Genomic DNA, 16,734 nt, shown 5'->3' with positions numbered 1-16,734 from the left:
CCTGACGACCTGATCTGGATCCGACATGAGCGAGAAGACGCTACAAGACAAATCGCTGGCGGTATTGCTGGCGCTGGTGAGCCTGGCGTTCATCTGGATTTTGCTGCCGTTCTACGGCGCAGTGTTCTGGGCGGTGATCCTCGGGATCGTCTTCGCGCCGATGCAACGTCGCCTGCAATTGAAGTTTGGCTGGCCACGCAACCTGACGTCGTTGTGCACCCTGAGCATTTGCCTGGTGATTGCGATCCTGCCGGTGATCGTTGTCAGTGTCCTGCTCGTGCAGGAAGGCGCGGCGTTGTACAAGAGTGTCGAGAGCGGCGAGCTGGATATCGCCGGCTACGTCGCGCAGTTCAAACACGCGTTGCCGCCGTATTTTCAGCACCTGCTGGACCGCTTCGGCATGGGTGAGCTGAACGGCCTGCGCGAGAAAATCGTCAAGAGTGCGATGACCGGCGGACAGGTGCTGGCCTCCCAGGCGTTCAGCTTCGGCCAAGGCACTTTCGAGTTCATCGTCAGTTTTTTCATCATGCTGTATCTGTTGTTCTTCTTCCTGCGCGACGGCGCGGAACTGGCGCGCAAAGTGCGTACAGCGGTACCGTTGCAGGAGCATCAGAAGCGCCGATTGCAACTCAAATTCAATCGCGTAGTGCGCGCCACGGTGAAGGGCAACCTGTTGGTAGCCATCACGCAAGGTGCGTTGGGCGGGCTGATTTTCTGGTTTCTGGACATCCACAGCGTGTTGCTCTGGGCGGTGTTGATGGCGTTTCTATCGTTGCTGCCAGCGGTAGGGGCGGGGATTGTCTGGGCGCCGGTGGCGGTGTTTTTCCTGCTCACCGGGCAAATCTGGCAGGGCGTGGTACTGGGCTTGTTCGGCACCTTCGTGATCGGTCTGGTGGATAACCTGCTGCGGCCACTGCTGGTGGGCAAGGATACCAAGATGCCGGACTACATGATCCTGATTTCGACCTTGGGCGGCCTGGCGATCTTCGGTTTGAACGGTTTTGTCATCGGCCCGTTGATTGCGGCCCTGTTCATGTCGAGCTGGGCCATTTTCATCGAAACCAAACCACGGGTGCAGCTGCCTTAGGCGCTGAGTTTGCCGCGTTGCTGGCTGCCGAGGCTTTGTGACAGCGCCTGGGCGGCGGGCAGTGAAGTGAGCGGGCCACTGAGTTGTTCGCCGTCCTTGACCACGTACCAGCAGGCGAGCATTCCAAGGGCCCGGAGCTGGGCGGGAACGGCACTGCCGATTACGGACATGATTTGAACCTGGGACATAAGTACCTCCATCAATCTATGGAGCTACCTTAAGACCGCGGCGATTTTTCCGACAATCAACACTTTCGATAGTCGTCATTGACGCGAGCAGGGGCAAACGACCGATCGTCGCTCAGTCGACGACCTGATCGAGCATGTGCACCACTTCCTGCTCGTTGAGCAGGCCCTTGCGCACCAGGTTTTGTGTCAGCAAGGAGAGAAACTTGGCGCTGCGATGCCCTTCCAGGTGCTTGAGTTCGGTCAACACGTTGTAGACCTTGCTGGAGGTGCACAGACCGACAATGCGGTGCGGGTTTTGCGTTGGCATGTGGTCGTCCTTGTTGTTTGAACTGTTATCGACGGACAGTGCCGAGCTTGCGGGCCTGTCATGACAAAAAGATGACCGTTTTACTGCCGCCGGGCAGAAAGCGAGCCGTCTTCATCATGCCAAACGGTGCCGGATGCACTGTTCCGATAGCGACCCCGGCGAGATTGATCCAGACCTCTGCCTGCGAGCGGGCATAAAAAAGCCCCGCTTGCGCGGGGCCTTTGAAGGTTTGTCAGTAGTGGCCATAGTGCGGGCCGTAGTAACCACGGGGCGGGCCGTAGTAGACCGGCGCCGGGCGGTAGTAGATCGGTTGCTGCACGTAGACCGGAGCCGGCTGGTAATAGACCGGAGGCGGTGGCGGTGCGTAATACACCGGCGCCGGTTGGGCATAGACCGGTTGCGGTGGGGCGACGTAGACCGGGCGGTTGGCGTTGATCAGGGCCGAGCCGACGATGGCAGTGCCGACGATGGCGCCAAATACCGCCGGGCCTTGCCAATAGTTACCACCACCATGGGCTTGCGCCTGTCCTGCGATAGCGAGCGCGCCGATCAGCAAGGCTACTGTGGGGATTTTACGAATCATGATAATTCCTCGGTTCTTCGACCCGGCGCCTGGACCTGCAATAGACCCAAGTGTTTTCGCGGGGATACTTCTAAGACAGCGTAATTTCGAAAATCAGCACGGCCGTTAGGTAAATTTTGTGTAAGGTCTGTACCGACTTCCTTACTCAACGCCATTGGCTGATTCAGCCATGCCTATATGATCGAACAGAACCCGATGGACTGGCCAATCCCGTCCATCCGAAAGTGCTCTTGAAGGAGAAAGTTTCATGCAGATGCACCCGAACAAAGACACCCGGCTGTGCATGTCCCTGTCGGCACGCCCTGGCAACTTTGGCCTGCGTTTTCACAATCATCTGTATGAACAGTTGGGCTTGAACTTCTACTACAAGGCGTTCGCCAGCGATGACCTGCCGGGTGCGGTGGCCGGTATCCGGGCCCTGAGAATTCGTGGCTGCGGCGTCTCCATGCCATTCAAGGAAGCCTGCATTGCCCTGGTGGACGAACTGGACCCTTCGGCGGCAGCGATCCAGTCGATCAACACCATCGTCAACACCGACGGCCACTTGAAGGCCTACAACACCGACTACATTGCCGTGGCGCAATTGCTGCAAACCCATGAAGTGCCCAAGGACTCGACCTTTGCCCTGCGTGGCAGCGGCGGCATGGCCAAGGCGGTGGCCAGTGCCTTGCGCGACGGTGGCTACAAAAACGGCCTGATCGTGGCCCGCAACGAACAGGCCGGCCAGGCGCTGGCGCAATCGCTGGGGTATGAATGGCAGGCGGAGCTGGGAACGCGGCGCCCGCAGATGTTGATCAACGTCACGCCGATCGGCATGACCGGCGGGCCAGAAGCCGATCAGCTGGCGTTCGATGCCGACGTGATTGAAAAAGCGCAAACAGTGTTCGATGTGGTGGCGATCCCCTCGGAAACACCGCTGATCGTGCGCGCGCGCGCCGAGGGCAAGCGAGTCATTACAGGCCTGGAAGTGGTTGCCATCCAGGCGCTGGAGCAGTTTGTGCTGTACACCGGGGCGCGGCCGACGCAGGAACAGTTCCAGAAAGCCGTGGAGTTCGCCCGCAGTTAATTGCTACGACCTATCCCTTTTAGGAGCCAGCCTGCTGGCGATGGACGTCAACGATAAGGTGGGGCATCAGGTTCCCCGCGTCATCCATGCCACCATCGCGAGCATGCTCGCTCCTACAGGTATTATGGGGGTTACTCAAGTCGCGCCAAACGCTCTTCCAGCGCGGCAATCCGCGCCTCCAGCTCTTCGATCCGCTCCACCGACACGCCGCCGCTGCCGCCACGCTCGCCCGGATTCTGCCGCGCCGCCATGATCGCCTCGATGTCCGCCGGATCACCCAGGGCATGGGTGTAGCGGTCTTCGCGCTGGCCGGCCTGACGTGGAATCAGCACCGCCAGACCACGGGCTATCAGCCGTTCCAGCTGATGCACCACCTGTTCGCTGTCTTCGAATTCATGCATGCGACCGCTGCGAGTCAGCAGTTCGTTGACAGTTTGTGGGCCGCGCAGAAACATCAATCCGGTGAGGATCACCTGGGCCGGCACCAGCTCCAGGGCCTTGTCGACCTTGTGTTCCCAGCGGTCGGCACGGCTGCCCATCACCAGTCGGGTGAAGCCGCGTCCCTCCAGCGCCCGCAGGCTCTGGCCGACCTGGCCGGGGGTGAGGTTCATCACCGGTTCGCGGCTGGTTTTCTGGTTGCAGGCAATCACCAGGGCGTTGAGGGTCAGCGGATAGGTTTCCGGGCTGGTGGCCTGCTTTTCGATCAGCGAGCCCAGAATGCGGATTTCCGTACTGTTGAGCCGTGGCTCGTCGAAGGTCGTCTCTGATTCAGTACTCATGGTGTGCGTCCTTACCCGATTCATGATTGTTCGCGCGTCGCTGCACTTTAGAGCGGCAAACGCCAATGGCAACAGAAATCATTGCACCGACGGTCGTGATGGTTACAAAAAGTGTATGAATAATTAACAACTTTTTTACAATTGGCCGGGCAGCCTATGCGAGGCCGCGCGAGCCCGCCGTTCGGGCACAGCCTCGTCCGGCATGATTACCCTGAACGGTTGCAGCAGGCATCGAGTCGACCGGTGCACGACACCGTCATTCGCCTTGGATAAAAACAACCCGATAAAGGCGAGAGAGACTCCATGAGCCAAGACATTTTTGTATCCGTATTGATCCCCGCCAAAAACGAAGCGAATAACCTCAAGCCATTGCTCGAGGAAATCCGCGTGGCACTGGCCGATGAGGCCTACGAAATCATCGTAGTCGATGACGGCAGCACCGATGCCACCCTGCAAGAGCTGCGGCAGATCAAGCTCAATGGCTTGAGCAACCTGCGCATCCTCCATCACGAGCGTTCACTGGGCCAGAGCACCTCGCTCTACCATGCCGCGCAACAGGCCCGTGGCCGATGGCTGGCGACTCTCGATGGCGACGGCCAGAACGACCCGGCGGACATTCCCGGCATGCTCGCCCTGGTGCGCGACGAGCGGGGCAGGAGCGATGTGCAATTGGTCGCCGGGCATCGGGTCAACCGCCGTGACACCGCAAGCAAGCGTTACGCCTCGCGCTTTGCCAACAACCTGCGCAGTCGCCTGCTCAAGGACTCGACCCCGGACACCGGTTGTGGCCTCAAGCTGATCGAGCGCGAAGCCTTCCTGCGTCTACCCTATTTCGACCACATGCACCGTTTCATCCCGGCGTTGATCCAGCGTCACAACGGCCGAATGATCGTCCACCCGGTCAACCATCGTCCGCGCACCGCCGGGGTGTCCAAATACGGCAATCTCGACCGGGCGCTGGTGGGGATACTCGACCTGTTCGGGGTCTGGTGGCTGATCAGGCGTACGCGGCTCAATACCCACGCCCAGGAGATCGAAGGATGAACATGACCCGTGAAACCCTATGGCTGGTGATTGGATTTATCGGCCAGATCGCCTTCACCGGGCGTTTTGTCCTGCAGTGGCTGTACAGCGAGTACAAGAAACGCAGCGTCATCCCGGTGAGTTTCTGGTACCTGAGCATCGTCGGCAGCACGCTGTTGCTGGCCTATGCCATCTACCGTGAAGACCCGGTCTTCATCGTTGGCCAGGCCTTCGGCTCGCTGGTCTATTTTCGTAACTTGCAGTTGATCGCCAAAAGCAAAAACCTCAAGGAGTAGGTCATGCGTGGATCGCTTTCGAGCCGAAGTATCACGTTGCTTGTCGCTGTTGCCATTGCACTGTTGTTTTTCTGGGGATTGGGCAGCATACCCTTCCTGAGTGTCAACGAAGCCCGCCGAGCCGTGGCCGTGCGGGAAATGCACGAAGCGGGAAGCTGGCTGCTGCCCTACATGAACGGCGACTTGTACCTGTCCAAGCCGCCGTTTTTTTATTGGGCGGGACTGATTTCGACCGCTGTAATCGGCAGCCTGTCCGAGTGGAGCGTGCGCCTGCCTTCGGCATTGGCCGCTTCGCTGTGCTGCCTGCTGCTCTATGGCTACGGCGTGCGCCAGGCCGGACGCCAGGTGGCGCTGTTCGCCGTGGTATTCCTCGCCGCCAACGGCGGTTTCAGCCTGTTTGCGCGGCGTTCTGAAATCGAAATGCTCCTGACGCTGCTGTGCTTTGGCGCCTTGCTCGCCGCCTGGCAGTTCATTTTTCGCCAGGGGCACGTTGCCTGGAGTCGGCTCAGTTATGCACTGCTCGGCTGTGCGCTGCTGACCAAAGGGCCGGTGTGCCTGTTGTGGGTGACGGCGCCGATCCTGCTGTACGCCTTGATCTACCGCGATGGGCGGGCCAAGGCCTACCTCTGCGACGGTTGGGGCTGGCTGATTGCCGTGGTGCTGGGCAGTTCCTGGTACGTGGCGGTGTCGCTGAACCAGGGCTGGGGCATCTGGGGCTCGATCATCAACGAAGACATCGTCAAGAAGATCGACGGGCAGGGCGCCGAGGCCTGGTACGCCTATCTGTTGTACCTGGCCGGGGATTTCTTTCCGTTCTGGCTGATCCTGTTTGTCCAGCCACGGCGGTTCCTGGCGATGGTTCGCACACGCCCCGAAGCGGCCATGCTGCTGTGCAGTACGCTGCTGCCGGTGCTGGTCTTCTCGCTGTTCACGGAAAAACACGCCAAGTACCTGCTGCCGATTTATCCCTCGATGGCGTTGTTGCTGGCCATGCACTGGTCGGCGGTGCTCGATGACCTCAAGGGGCGCTGGCGCACGGTGTTGGCCACGGTGCCCTACGTGATGCTGGCCGGCTTCGTGGTGTTCTACATGTTCGTCGAAGCGCGGGTGCTGTCGCACCGGGTCGACGGCCTGGAGCAGCTTGCCGCGTTGGCCGGCGGACAACCGGAGCGCAAGGCCTATACCCTGGGTGAACCGGACATCCGCCTGGTCTATTACATGGGCCGGCCAGTAGCGCCGCTGACGGTTGAACAGTTGCGGGACAGCAACCGGCCGACGGGGCTGCTGTTCATGCAGGAGCCCTACGATCCGGCCTTGCAGAACCTGGCGACCTGCAAGGTCGGTGAGGTCAAGCCGTACCTGAAACCTGATCGCGGTGCGGTGCTGGTGCGCATGGGCGGCGAATGCCACTGATGGGCGTCTGTATCGGTTAATCACCTCCTCACATCGCCCGTTCGGACTAGGCAGGGCTAACGATTCTGCCGGGTCCGGCCGGCGCCAAACTTCATGCTCAAAGGGGTGTTGCGCCACGCGCGCCCCGCCAAACGAGCAGAAGGCGCCGCGATGGAGTTTGCATTCAGCGACGAACAGGAAATGATCCGCGAATCGGCCGAGGGCTTCCTTGCCGATGTCTCGGATTCTGCCGCCGTGCGGGCGGCAATGGTCAGCGAGCGCGGGTTTGACGAAGCGCTCTGGCAGCGGCTGTGCCAGGAGATGTACTGGCCGGCGATTCACATCCCTGAAACCTACGGTGGTTTGGGTCTGGGCTTCGTCGAGCTGGCGATCCTGCTGGAACAGATGGGCCGGCGTTTGCTCTGCTCACCGTTCTACGCCACGGCGTGCATGGCCACGCCGGCACTGCTGCTGGCGGCCAATGACGATCAAAAGCAACGCTGGCTGCCGTCGATTGCCGATGGCAGCGTCACCGCGACCCTGGCGTTCAGCAGCGCCAATGGCTGGTCGGCCGACGACGTGCAGGCCACAGTGGTGGCCGAAGGCGAAGGTTATGTCCTGAATGGCACGCTCAAGCACGTCCTCGACGGTCATGGTGCCGACCTGTTGATCATTGCCGCCCGGCATCCCGGCTCGACCGGCGAGACGGGCATCAGCCTGTTTGCCGTCAATGCGATGCAGGCCGGTATCGAACGGCAGATGTTGCCGACCATGGACCAGACCCGCCGTCAGGCGCGCATTCAACTCAAGGGCCTTTACCTGGAAGCCGACGCGCTGCTCGGCGAGTTCGGCAACGGCTGGTCGCACCTGGAGCGAACCCTGCAACTGGCCTGTATCGGCCTTGCCGCCGAGCAGACCGGTGGCGCGCAGCAGGTGCTCGACCTGAGCGTGGCTTACATGCAGGAACGTCAGCAGTTCGGACGGCCCATCGCCAGTTTCCAGGCCCTCAAACACCGTGCCGCCGACATGATGCTGCAAGTCGAATGCGCGCGTTCGGCCAGCTATTACGCCGCCTGCGTGGCCCAGGAAGTACTCGATCCGCAAGGCGATGCACAGGTGGCTGCCGAGCTGCCACTGGCTGCGGCACTGGCCAAGGCGCAGTGCTCGGAGACTTATTTCCACTGTGCGTCGGAGTCGATTCAGTTGCACGGCGGCGTCGGCTTCACCTGGGAATACGACCCGCACCTCTACTTCAAGCGCGCCCGCGCCAGTGAAAGCTTCCTCGGGCTGCCGGCCTGGCATCGCGAGCGCATTGCCTCGGTGATTCTGGGAGAGCAGCCATGAAAATCAGCTTCAGTGAACAGGACGAGCGCTTCCGCCGGGAAGTCGCCGACTGGATGAGCGCCAATCTGACTGGCGAGTTCGAACAACTGCGTTTTCGCGGTGGCCCGGGGGATGAACACATGTTCCCCGAGGAACGCAAAGCCTGGGAACGCAAGCTCGCCGAAGGTGGCTGGACCTGCGTCGGCTGGGCGCCGGAACACGGTGGGCGCGGCCTGTCGATCACCCAGCAGGTGATCTTCAACGAAGAGTACGCCCGCGCCGGTGGGCCCGGTCGCATGGGCCACATCGGCGAAGGCCTGGCCGGTCCGACCATCGCCGCGTTCGGCACTGCCGAGCAGCAACAGCGGTTTCTGCCGGGCATCGTCAGCGGTACTTCGTTCTGGTGCCAGGGCTACTCCGAGCCGGGCGCCGGTTCCGATCTGGCCAACGTCAAGACCCGTGCGACCCTGGATGAAGCCAGCGGCCAATGGGTCATCAACGGCCAGAAAGTCTGGACTTCGCTGGCCCATGAGTCGGACTGGTGTTTTGTCATCGCCCGCACCGAGCCGGGCAGTGTTGGCCATCGCGGCCTGTCGTTCCTGCTGGTGCCGATGGCCCAGGCAGAAATCACTGTGCGGCCCATCGAACAACTGACTGGCACTTCGGAGTTCAACGAAGTGTTCTTTGACGACGCCCGCACGGACGCTGCGAACATCATCGGCGCACCGGGTGACGGCTGGAAGATTGCCATGGCGTTGCTGGGTTTCGAGCGTGGCGTCTCGACCCTCGGCCAGCAGATGCAGTTTCACAACGAACTCAACGAAATCATTGCCATCGCCAAAGCCAACGGCGCCGACCGTGATCCGATCCTGCGTCAGCGCCTGGCCGAAGCCTGGAGCGGGCTGCGGATCATGCGCTACAACTCGCTGCGCATGCTCTCCGGCAGCCAGGACGGTTCACTGCGTAAAGAGGCAACCATCTACAAGCTGTTCTGGTCGACCTGGCACGCCAGCCTCGGCAAGTTGGCCATGGACGTGCTGGGTGCCGAAGCGGAGCTGCTTGAGGCCGCACCCTACCAATTGACCCGTTTGCAGTCCCTGTACCTGTTCAGTCGCGCCGACACCCTGTACGGCGGCAGCAACGAAATCCAGCGCAACATCATCGCCGAGCGTGCCCTGGGCATGCCCAAAGAACCGCGCTCGCGCGCCTGAAAGGAGAGTCTTGATGTCTGTACCCCAGTATGTGGCCGGTCGCGGCCTGTTGCGTGACAAGTCTGTGTTGATCACTGCTGCCGCAGGCGCTGGGATCGGTTTTTCCGCCGCCGTGCGTGCCGCCGAAGAGGGCTGCCGAGCGCTGATGATCAGCGACATCCACGAGGGCCGACTGGCCGAAGCCGTGCTGAAGATTCGCGAGACCACCGGCCTGCAACAGGTCTACGGTCAGGTCTGTAACGTCGCCGACGAAGCCCAGGTCCAGCAGTTGATTGCCTGCGCCGAATGTGACCTGCAAGGCGTCGATGTGCTGATCAACAACGCCGGCCTTGGTGGTTCGCGTCTGCTGGTGGAAATGGGCGATGAAGAGTGGAACCGCGTACTCGATGTGACCCTCACCGGCACCATGCGCATGACCCGCGCCATGCTGCCGAAGATGATGGAGCGCCGCGCCGGTGTCATCGTCAACAACGCCTCGGTGCTTGGCTGGCGCGCGCAGAAGGAGCAGTCGCACTACGCCGCGGCCAAGGCCGGGGTCATGGCGCTGACCCGCTGCGCTGCAGTCGAGGCGGCGGATTACGGCATCCGCATCAACGCGGTCAGCCCGAGCATTGCCCTGCACGATTTCCTGCGTAAATCCGCGCCGCAGGCGGTGCTCGATCAACTGGCCGCCAACGAAGCCTTCGGCCGCGCCGCCGAAGTCTGGGAAGTGGCCAACGTGATGATGTTCCTGGCCAGCGACTACAGCTCCTACATGACCGGCGAAGTGTTGTCGGTGTCCAGTCAGAGGGCCTGAGCATGCCACGTATTTTCGACACACCGATGGCGCTGTTCGACGCCGTGGGCCAGGAGCTGGGTGTCAGCGACTGGGTGTTGCTGGAGCAGGACCGCATCGACCAGTTTGCCGAGGCCACTGGCGATCATCAGTGGATTCACGTCGATCCGGTCAAGGCCGCGAGCGGTCCGTTTGGCGCCTGCATTGCCCACGGCTACCTGAGCTTGTCGCTGGTCAACCTGTTCCTGCCGCAGATCGTGGAAGTGCGCGGGCTGGCCATGGGTGTCAACTACGGCTGTGAGCGCGTGCGTTTTCCCGCCGTGGTGCGCGTCGGTTCGCGGGTGCGCGGCAGTGCGCAGTTGATGGCGGTCGAGGAAGTGAAGGGCGGCGTGCAGGCGACCATCCGCGTCAGCGTCGAAATCGATGGCGAAGCCCGTCCCGGCTGCGTGGTCGACACCATCAGCCGTTATTACCCGGCCTGATCTTCAAGAGCATTTTCGAGGAGCTGAACATGAAAGAAGCCGTCATCGTTTCAACCGCCCGGACCCCTATCGGCAAAGCGTTTCGCGGTGCCTTCAATGACACCGAAGCCCCGCAGATGGGCGGCCATGTGGTGCGCGAAGCCGTGCGTCGCGCCGGTATCGAGCCGGGCGAAGTGGACGACGTGATCATCGGTGCCGCCGCGCAGCAGGGCACCCAGTCCTACAACCTCGGGCGCCTGTGCGCGATTGCCGGTGGCCTGCCGACGTCGGTGGCCGGGATGGCCGTCGAGCGTCAGTGTTCGTCGGGCCTGATGAGCATCGCCATGGCCGCCAAAGGCATCATGTGTGACGAAATCGACATCGCCGTTGCCGGTGGCCTCGAGTCGATTTCCCTGGTGCAGAACAAGCACAAGAATCTCTACCGCAACCAGTCGAACGCGGTGATCGAACTCGATCCACACGCCTACATTCCGATGATCGAAACCGCCGAAATCGTCTCGGCGCGCTATGGCATTTCCCGCGAAGAACAGGACGAATACAGCTACCAGAGTCAGGTCAAGACCGCGTTGGCGCAGAGTGCCGGCCTGTTCGACCGCGAGCTGGCGCCCATGGTCAGTCGCAAATCGATCTTCGACAAGGCCAGCGGTGAAACCCGTTATGAAACCGTCACCTTGCTGCGTGACGAGTGCAACCGCATCGACACCACCCGCGAAAGCCTGAGCGCCCTGGAGCCAGTGTGGCAGGGCGGCCAGTGGAGCGAAGCGGGGCGTTTCATCACCGCCGGTAACGCCTCGCAGCTCTCCGATGGCGCGTCGGCCTCGGTGTTGATGAGCGCAAAAATGGCCGAGAAGCGCGGCCTGGAGCCGCTGGGGATTTATCGCGGCATGGCGGTGGCCGGCTGCAACTCCGACGAGATGGGCATCGGCCCGGTCTACGCGATTCCCAAGTTGCTCAAGCGTCACGGCCTGACCATGGATCACATTGGCCTGTGGGAGCTCAACGAGGCGTTCGCCTGCCAGGTCCTGTACTGCCGCGACACCCTGGGCATTCCGGCCGAGCGCCTGAACGTCAACGGCGGGGCGATTTCCATCGGTCACCCGTTCGGCATGTCCGGTGCGCGCATGGTCGGCCACGCGCTGGTCGAAGGCCAGCGTCGCGGCTTGCGTTACGTGGTGGTGAGCATGTGCATCGGTGGCGGCATGGGCGCGGCCGCCCTGTTCGAGGTGGTCTGAATGATCAGCGCAGCGCAGATTCAGGCAACCATGTCGCGTTACGTGGAGTTGGTGGATGCCGGTGACATCGACGCCATCGTCGCCCTCTATGCCCGGGACGCCGTGGTCGAGGACCCGGTCGGGCAACCGCCGTTGCTTGGCCTCGACGCCATCGAGCGGTTTTACCGGCAGGGGCTGGGGGCGATGAAGGTGTCGGCGACTCAGACCGGCCCGGTGCGGGCGACGCTCAACGGTTGCGGGGCGATGCCGTTTCGGGTCGACATGGAGTGGGGCGGCCAGCCTTGCTCGCTGCACGTGATCGACGTGATGGAGTTCGATGCCGAGGGCAAGATCCGTTCGATGAAGGCGTTCTGGAGCGAGATCAACGTCACCGCCCGGGGTGCAGCATGAGCCTGGAACAGCGCATCGCCCGGCTGGAAGCGCTGGAGGCGATCCGTCAGCTCAAACATCGTTATCTCAATGCCTGCGATCTCAAACAGACCGAGGACATTGCCGATTGCTTTGCCGAGGGCGAAGTGCTGATCGACTACGGGCCGCTCGGGGTCTTTCGCGAGCGCGATAGCTTCGTCGCGCTGTACCGCGAACTGGCCTGCCATGCGCGGGTCATCGACCTGCACCATGGCGCCAATCCGGAAATCGAGCTGTTGAGTGAGGACGAAGCCCAGGGCCGTTGGGCGCTGTGGTATTTCAACCTGGATGGCGAGACCGGGGCGACGCGGCAGTTGGGTGGCTTTTATCAGGATCGCTATCGGCGGGTTGGCGGGCAGTGGAAAATTGTTGCTACCTGCTTTGCCGCACATTCGGAAGTGACGCGTTCCTGAGCGCTCTGAAGTGGCGGTGCGTATTCCGGCCCCATCGCCAGCAAGCCGGCTCCTACAGTCACGAGATCACTTGTAGGAGCCGGCTTGCTGCGGGCGGCGTTCCGACGATAGCGGCCTGTCAGGCAAAGATTTACTTGCCTGAAACCAAATCCGCATTCTGCGTCCGACCGGTTTCATAGTACGCCTTGAGGTTCTCGGCAATCTGCCGCACCACCTTGTTGAAGGCCTTGCTCAGCATCCACTCCATTAACTTGCCACCGCGCAGGCTATAGCTCATTTGCAGGGTGATGCGCGTGGTGTCACCCGCAGGCTGCAAGGCATAGCTGAAACTGGCCTGGCGAAACGGAAAGGGCGAGTCGCTGCTGCCCTTGTGCAAGCGCAGCAAGAACCCTGTGCCTTCCTGCCACTGCACCACACTTTCATCCAGATACTGACCGCCCTTGCGCAACACCCGGCGACTGGCGCCGAGGCCTGCCTGTGGCCCGGGATGAAACTGGCAACCGGTCAGCCCCGGCACGTAGTGCGGAGCGAGGCTCAGGTCGCTCAGTCTCGCCCAGGCGGCGTGGGGGGGGAGGTCCAGCTGCACGCTGTGGCTGGCAATCGCGGACATGTCCAAACTCCTTTTATGAATGGGATTGCGCGGCATCGAGAAACGCCGGACGTTCACCGGCGCCATGCACCGCGATGTCGGCGCCGCTGACATAACGGGCCAGCCCGGAGGCCAGGTACAGGCAGGTGTCGCCGATGTCCTGCGGGGTTGCCAGGCGTTGCAACGGAATGGTCGCCGCCACCCGGGCAAGCCCTGCTTCGTCGCCATAATGCATCGCCGCCTGCTCGGTGAGAATCAGCCCGGCGGTGACGGCGTTGACCCGGACCTTCGGCGCCCATTCCACGGCGAGTGAAGTGGTCAGGTTCAGCAACCCGGCCTTGGCCGCGCCATAGGCAGCCGTGCCCGGCGAAGGGCGGGTGGCGCTGACGCTGCAGATGTTGATGATCGCGCCGCCATCGGCCTGGGCCTGCATCACCCGGTTGGCTTGCTGGCAGAGGTTCAGCGGTGCGATCAGGTTCAGGCGGATGATCGCTTCGCTGAAGCGCGGCGAAGCGCTGGCGGCATCGGCGTTCGGCGAGCCACCGGCGTTGTTGACCAGCACATCGAGGCGCCCGAAGCGTTCGACGATCTGGGTGATCAGTTGGCCGGACTGCTCGACATCGCGCAGGTCGCAAGCCAGGAACAGCGCCTCGCGCCCACCGCTGGCCGGCAAGGTGACCGGGGCTTCGCGTCCGCAGATCACCACCTCGGCGCCGCAGTCGAGAAAACGCTGGCTGATGCCACGCCCGACGCCTTTGCCACCGCCGGTGACCAGTACCACTTTGCCGCGAAAGTCCATCGGATCAAGCATGGAACGCCTCATTCAGTCGAAGGGGAAATGCTCCCGATGCTAGGTCTGCGACCTGGAAAGGCCAACGTCCGATGGGACTAGAAACGCCGCCCGGAGCAAACTCGCACCCCCATTAGAGGCAGGTATAACCGGCGATGGCGTAGTCCTGTCGGACGATGTTGCGCACCCGGCCCCTCGGAATAATCCCGGTACAACAACAGGCCGGGAGGACACCTTATGGGCGCTTCAGCGCAAGGGCACTTCGTTACGCTGCCGGAAGGTTTGCAGCTGCACTACCGGGACGTCGGCAACGGCGAACCGGTGATTTTCATTCATGGCAGCGGGCCGGGCGCCAGCGGTCACAGCAACTTCAAGCAGAACTACCCGGTGTTCGCCGAGGCCGGTTACCGGGTCATCGTGCCCGACCTGCCGGGCTACGGTGCGTCGGACAAACCCGACACCCTCTACACCCTGGACTTCTTTGTCAGCGCCCTGAACGGCTTGCTCGATGCGCTGGATATCCAGCGTTGCGTGCTGGTCGGCAACTCGCTGGGCGGCGCCATCGCCATCAAGTTTGCCCTCGATCAACCGCAGCGGGTCAGCCGCCTGGTGCTGATGGCCCCCGGTGGCCTGATGGAAAAAGAGCAGTACTACCTGCAGATGGAAGGCATCCAGAAAATGGGCGCGGCCTTCGCCAAGGGCGAGTTGAATGACGCGGCCGGCATGCGTCGTTTGCTGGCCCTGCAACTGTTCGACGAAAGCCTGATCAGCGACGAAACGGTCAACGAACGCGTGGCCGTGGTGCAACAGCAGCCGGTGTGCGTGTTGTCGACCATGCAGGTGCCGAACATGACCGCGCGCCTGGCCGAATTGCAATGCCCGATCCTTGGTTTCTGGGGCATGAACGACAAATTCTGCCCATCCTCGGGCGCCCAGACCATGCTCGAACACTGCAGCCGTATCCGCTTCGTGATGCTCAGCGAGTGCGGCCATTGGGTTCAGGTCGAACACCGCGAGCTGTTCAATCGCGAGTGCCTGGCCTTCCTGCAGGAGGCGCGTTGATGAGCGTGCAATTGCGCCGTGAGTTCGGCGAAGAGCTGTATCAGGCGCTGCTCAGCGGCTCGACCCTGGCGCCGCTGACCGAGCGCTGGCCGGCGATCAGCATCGAGGACGCCTACCACATTTCCCTGTACGCCATCGAACGTCGGGTGGCCGCCGGTGACGCGATTGTCGGCAAGAAAATCGGTGTGACCTCGGCTGCCGTCCAGCAGATGCTCAACGTGCATCAACCGGACTTCGGCTTCATCACACGGCAGATGGCGTTCGCTGACGACGCGCAGATTTCCCTGTCGGCCAACAAGCTGATCCAGCCCCGTGCCGAGGGTGAGATCGCGTTCAAGCTCAAGCAGGATCTGGTCGGCCCCGGCATCACCGAAGCCGATGTGCTGGCCGCCACCGAATGCGTGATGCCGTGCTTCGAGATTGTCGACTCGCGGATTCACGACTGGCGTATCCGCATACAGGACACTGTTGCCGACAACGCTTCCTGCGGGGTGTTCGTGCTGGGTGACAGTCAGGTCGATCCGCGGGAACTCGATCTGCCCAACCTGCGCATGCGCGTGTTCAAGAATGGCCAGCCGCTGAGCGAAGGCCTGGGTTCGGCGGTGCAGGGCAATCCGCTCACCGCCGTGGCCTGGCTGGCCAACACCCTGGGCGCCTTCGGCATTCCGTTCAAGGCCGGGGAGATCATTCTCTCGGGCTCACTGGTGCCGCTGGAACCGGCCCGCGCCGGTGACCGCTTCGAATTGACCATCGATGGCCTGGGCAGCGCCCGGGTGTCTTTCTGCGCCTGACTTGTGGGGTTTTAACCGAATGAGCAAGAAACTCAGAGCGGCCATTATCGGCCCGGGCAATATCGGCACCGACTTGCTGATGAAAATGTGCCGATCGGAATGGATCGAACCGGTGTGGATGGTCGGCGTCGATCCTGAATCCGAAGGCCTGAAACGTGCCCGGGAAATGGGCATCAAAACCACGGCCGAAGGCGTCGACGGTTTGCTGCCGCACGTGCTCGACGATGACATTCGTGTCGCCTTCGATGCCACTTCGGCTTACGTGCACGCGGAAAACAGCCGCAAGCTCAATGAGCTGGGCGTGATCATGATCGACCTCACGCCAGCGGCCATCGGCCCGTTCTGCGTGCCGCCGGTCAACCTCAAGGAGCACGCGGCGAAACTGGCGATGAACGTCAACATGGTCACTTGCGGCGGCCAAGCGACCATTCCGATGGTGGCGGCGGTGTCGCGGGTGCAGCCGGTGAGCTACGGCGAGATCGTCGCTACCGTGTCATCGGGTTCGGTGGGACCGGGCACGCGGCAGAACATCGACGAGTTCACCCGCACCACCGCCGGTGCCGTGGAGAAGATCGGTGGCGCCCGGCGTGGCAAGGCGATCATCGTGATCAACCCGGCCGAGCCGCCGCTGATGATGCGCGACACCATTCACTGCCTGACCGATGACGAGCCGAACCAGGATGCGATCCGCACTTCGGTGCTGGAAATGGTCCGCGAGGTACAGCGTTACGTGCCGGGCTACAAGTTGATCAACGGGCCGGTGTTCGACGGACGCAAGGTGTCGATTTTCATTGAGGTCGAAGGCCTCGGCGACTTCCTGCCCAAGTCCGCCGGCAACCTCGACATCATGACCGCCGCAGGCCTGCGCACCGCCGAGATGTTCGCCGAAGAAGCCCACAAGGGCGCCCTGCAACTGCCCGTTCGCTGAGTGGAGAAT

At 62.2% G+C, this 16,734-nt stretch carries 21 protein-coding genes; 15 read left to right on the top strand and 6 right to left on the bottom strand.

The window, feature by feature from the left end:
* Positions 1-25: 25 nt before the first annotated feature.
* Complete coding sequence (locus tag EIY72_RS29135) at positions 26-1,087, top strand: AI-2E family transporter (RefSeq protein ID WP_093224459.1); 1,062 nt, start codon at positions 26-28, stop codon at positions 1,085-1,087.
* Here EIY72_RS29135 and EIY72_RS29130 read toward each other — a convergent pair.
* The 3 genes from EIY72_RS29130 to EIY72_RS29120 form a co-directional block, all read right to left on the bottom strand.
* Entirely contained in the window at positions 1,084-1,275 is a 192-nt protein-coding gene (locus EIY72_RS29130) for a hypothetical protein (protein WP_093224456.1), read from the bottom strand. The genes EIY72_RS29135 and EIY72_RS29130 overlap by 4 nt on opposite strands.
* A gap of 112 nt (positions 1,276-1,387) precedes the next feature.
* Positions 1,388-1,582 (bottom strand): hypothetical protein, encoded by a 195-nt coding sequence (locus EIY72_RS29125; protein WP_093224453.1) that lies wholly within the window; start codon positions 1,580-1,582, stop codon positions 1,388-1,390.
* 232 nt (positions 1,583-1,814) lie between these two features.
* Positions 1,815-2,165: a hypothetical protein gene (locus tag EIY72_RS29120; RefSeq protein ID WP_093224450.1), complete on the bottom strand. Its 351-nt coding sequence runs from the start codon at positions 2,163-2,165 to the stop codon at positions 1,815-1,817.
* Between the two features lie 247 nt (positions 2,166-2,412).
* On the opposite strand from EIY72_RS29120, the gene EIY72_RS29115 reads away from it, so the two are divergent.
* Entirely contained in the window at positions 2,413-3,231 is an 819-nt protein-coding gene (locus EIY72_RS29115) for a shikimate 5-dehydrogenase (RefSeq protein WP_093224447.1), read from the top strand.
* Between the two features lie 131 nt (positions 3,232-3,362).
* Here the strand turns inward: EIY72_RS29115 and EIY72_RS29110 are convergent, their stop codons facing one another.
* Positions 3,363-4,010 (bottom strand): YceH family protein, encoded by a 648-nt coding sequence (locus tag EIY72_RS29110; protein ID WP_093224444.1) that lies wholly within the window; start codon positions 4,008-4,010, stop codon positions 3,363-3,365.
* 303 nt (positions 4,011-4,313) lie between these two features.
* Between EIY72_RS29110 and EIY72_RS29105 the strand changes: the two genes are divergently transcribed.
* The 10 genes from EIY72_RS29105 to EIY72_RS29060 all read left to right on the top strand — a co-directional run bounded on the left by EIY72_RS29105 (position 4,314) and on the right by EIY72_RS29060 (position 12,565).
* A complete protein-coding gene (locus EIY72_RS29105; protein WP_093224441.1) occupies positions 4,314-5,054 on the top strand; it encodes a glycosyltransferase family 2 protein in 741 nt (246 codons plus the stop codon).
* A complete protein-coding gene (locus EIY72_RS29100; RefSeq protein WP_093224439.1) occupies positions 5,051-5,329 on the top strand; it encodes a lipid-A-disaccharide synthase N-terminal domain-containing protein in 279 nt (92 codons plus the stop codon). The genes EIY72_RS29105 and EIY72_RS29100 overlap by 4 nt, the downstream gene beginning before the upstream one ends.
* Before the next feature lie 3 nt (positions 5,330-5,332).
* Positions 5,333-6,742 carry an ArnT family glycosyltransferase gene (locus tag EIY72_RS29095; protein WP_093224436.1) on the top strand — a complete coding sequence of 470 codons (1,410 nt, stop codon included), beginning with the start codon at positions 5,333-5,335 and terminating at the stop codon, positions 6,740-6,742.
* Between the two features lie 150 nt (positions 6,743-6,892).
* On the top strand, positions 6,893-8,065 hold the full coding sequence (locus EIY72_RS29090) for an acyl-CoA dehydrogenase family protein (RefSeq protein WP_093224433.1): 1,173 nt from the start codon (positions 6,893-6,895) through the stop codon (positions 8,063-8,065).
* Entirely contained in the window at positions 8,062-9,255 is a 1,194-nt protein-coding gene (locus EIY72_RS29085; protein WP_093224430.1) for an acyl-CoA dehydrogenase family protein, read from the top strand. The genes EIY72_RS29090 and EIY72_RS29085 overlap by 4 nt, the downstream gene beginning before the upstream one ends.
* A gap of 13 nt (positions 9,256-9,268) precedes the next feature.
* A complete protein-coding gene (locus EIY72_RS29080) occupies positions 9,269-10,051 on the top strand; it encodes an SDR family oxidoreductase (protein WP_093224427.1) in 783 nt (260 codons plus the stop codon).
* A gap of 2 nt (positions 10,052-10,053) precedes the next feature.
* Positions 10,054-10,512, top strand: a complete 459-nt coding sequence (locus EIY72_RS29075) for a MaoC family dehydratase (RefSeq protein WP_093224423.1) — start codon at positions 10,054-10,056, stop codon at positions 10,510-10,512.
* A gap of 29 nt (positions 10,513-10,541) precedes the next feature.
* On the top strand, positions 10,542-11,744 hold the full coding sequence (locus EIY72_RS29070) for an acetyl-CoA C-acyltransferase (protein WP_093224420.1): 1,203 nt from the start codon (positions 10,542-10,544) through the stop codon (positions 11,742-11,744).
* Positions 11,745-12,134: a steroid Delta-isomerase gene (locus tag EIY72_RS29065; protein WP_093224413.1), complete on the top strand. Its 390-nt coding sequence runs from the start codon at positions 11,745-11,747 to the stop codon at positions 12,132-12,134. It abuts the gene before it with no gap.
* Complete coding sequence (locus tag EIY72_RS29060; protein WP_093224410.1) at positions 12,131-12,565, top strand: nuclear transport factor 2 family protein; 435 nt, start codon at positions 12,131-12,133, stop codon at positions 12,563-12,565. Before EIY72_RS29065 ends, EIY72_RS29060 begins: the two co-directional genes overlap by 4 nt.
* A gap of 130 nt (positions 12,566-12,695) precedes the next feature.
* Here EIY72_RS29060 and EIY72_RS29055 read toward each other — a convergent pair whose 3' ends face one another.
* Positions 12,696-13,175: an SRPBCC family protein gene (locus EIY72_RS29055; RefSeq protein ID WP_093224407.1), complete on the bottom strand. Its 480-nt coding sequence runs from the start codon at positions 13,173-13,175 to the stop codon at positions 12,696-12,698.
* Positions 13,176-13,188: 13 nt separating this feature from the next.
* On the bottom strand, positions 13,189-13,965 hold the full coding sequence (locus EIY72_RS29050) for an SDR family oxidoreductase (RefSeq protein ID WP_093224404.1): 777 nt from the start codon (positions 13,963-13,965) through the stop codon (positions 13,189-13,191).
* Between the two features lie 216 nt (positions 13,966-14,181).
* Here EIY72_RS29050 and EIY72_RS29045 point away from each other — a divergent pair, with 216 nt between their 5' ends.
* The 3 genes from EIY72_RS29045 to EIY72_RS29035 are packed head-to-tail and all read left to right on the top strand — an operon-like array spanning position 14,182 to position 16,725.
* Entirely contained in the window at positions 14,182-15,006 is an 825-nt protein-coding gene (locus EIY72_RS29045) for an alpha/beta fold hydrolase (protein WP_093224401.1), read from the top strand.
* Entirely contained in the window at positions 15,006-15,797 is a 792-nt protein-coding gene (locus EIY72_RS29040) for a fumarylacetoacetate hydrolase family protein (protein WP_093224398.1), read from the top strand. The genes EIY72_RS29045 and EIY72_RS29040 overlap by 1 nt, the downstream gene beginning before the upstream one ends.
* A gap of 19 nt (positions 15,798-15,816) precedes the next feature.
* Entirely contained in the window at positions 15,817-16,725 is a 909-nt protein-coding gene (locus EIY72_RS29035; RefSeq protein WP_093224395.1) for an acetaldehyde dehydrogenase (acetylating), read from the top strand.
* Positions 16,726-16,734 lie beyond the last annotated feature (9 nt).

It is taken from the genome of Pseudomonas vancouverensis (assembly GCF_004348895.1).
Taxonomy (GTDB): Bacteria; Pseudomonadota; Gammaproteobacteria; order Pseudomonadales; family Pseudomonadaceae; genus Aquipseudomonas; species Aquipseudomonas vancouverensis.
The sequence above is the reverse complement of the archived record's forward strand: the minus strand, read 5'-3'. Positions and strand labels throughout refer to the sequence as shown.

Bases quoted from the DNA above. Each gene is read 5' to 3' on its own strand.
- EIY72_RS29135 (WP_093224459.1), top strand. From the start codon at position 26: ATGAGCGAGAAGACGCTACAAGACAAATCGCTGGCGGTATTGCTGGCG.
- EIY72_RS29130 (WP_093224456.1), bottom strand. From the start codon at position 1,275: ATGTCCCAGGTTCAAATCATGTCCGTAATCGGCAGTGCCGTTCCCGCC.
- EIY72_RS29125 (WP_093224453.1), bottom strand. From the start codon at position 1,582: ATGCCAACGCAAAACCCGCACCGCATTGTCGGTCTGTGCACCTCCAGC.
- EIY72_RS29120 (WP_093224450.1), bottom strand. From the start codon at position 2,165: ATGATTCGTAAAATCCCCACAGTAGCCTTGCTGATCGGCGCGCTCGCT.
- EIY72_RS29115 (WP_093224447.1), top strand. From the start codon at position 2,413: ATGCAGATGCACCCGAACAAAGACACCCGGCTGTGCATGTCCCTGTCG.
- EIY72_RS29110 (WP_093224444.1), bottom strand. From the start codon at position 4,010: ATGAGTACTGAATCAGAGACGACCTTCGACGAGCCACGGCTCAACAGT.
- EIY72_RS29105 (WP_093224441.1), top strand. From the start codon at position 4,314: ATGAGCCAAGACATTTTTGTATCCGTATTGATCCCCGCCAAAAACGAA.
- EIY72_RS29100 (WP_093224439.1), top strand. From the start codon at position 5,051: ATGAACATGACCCGTGAAACCCTATGGCTGGTGATTGGATTTATCGGC.
- EIY72_RS29095 (WP_093224436.1), top strand. From the start codon at position 5,333: ATGCGTGGATCGCTTTCGAGCCGAAGTATCACGTTGCTTGTCGCTGTT.
- EIY72_RS29090 (WP_093224433.1), top strand. From the start codon at position 6,893: ATGGAGTTTGCATTCAGCGACGAACAGGAAATGATCCGCGAATCGGCC.
- EIY72_RS29085 (WP_093224430.1), top strand. From the start codon at position 8,062: ATGAAAATCAGCTTCAGTGAACAGGACGAGCGCTTCCGCCGGGAAGTC.
- EIY72_RS29080 (WP_093224427.1), top strand. From the start codon at position 9,269: ATGTCTGTACCCCAGTATGTGGCCGGTCGCGGCCTGTTGCGTGACAAG.
- EIY72_RS29075 (WP_093224423.1), top strand. From the start codon at position 10,054: ATGCCACGTATTTTCGACACACCGATGGCGCTGTTCGACGCCGTGGGC.
- EIY72_RS29070 (WP_093224420.1), top strand. From the start codon at position 10,542: ATGAAAGAAGCCGTCATCGTTTCAACCGCCCGGACCCCTATCGGCAAA.
- EIY72_RS29065 (WP_093224413.1), top strand. From the start codon at position 11,745: ATGATCAGCGCAGCGCAGATTCAGGCAACCATGTCGCGTTACGTGGAG.
- EIY72_RS29060 (WP_093224410.1), top strand. From the start codon at position 12,131: ATGAGCCTGGAACAGCGCATCGCCCGGCTGGAAGCGCTGGAGGCGATC.
- EIY72_RS29055 (WP_093224407.1), bottom strand. From the start codon at position 13,175: ATGTCCGCGATTGCCAGCCACAGCGTGCAGCTGGACCTCCCCCCCCAC.
- EIY72_RS29050 (WP_093224404.1), bottom strand. From the start codon at position 13,965: ATGCTTGATCCGATGGACTTTCGCGGCAAAGTGGTACTGGTCACCGGC.
- EIY72_RS29045 (WP_093224401.1), top strand. From the start codon at position 14,182: ATGGGCGCTTCAGCGCAAGGGCACTTCGTTACGCTGCCGGAAGGTTTG.
- EIY72_RS29040 (WP_093224398.1), top strand. From the start codon at position 15,006: ATGAGCGTGCAATTGCGCCGTGAGTTCGGCGAAGAGCTGTATCAGGCG.
- EIY72_RS29035 (WP_093224395.1), top strand. From the start codon at position 15,817: ATGAGCAAGAAACTCAGAGCGGCCATTATCGGCCCGGGCAATATCGGC.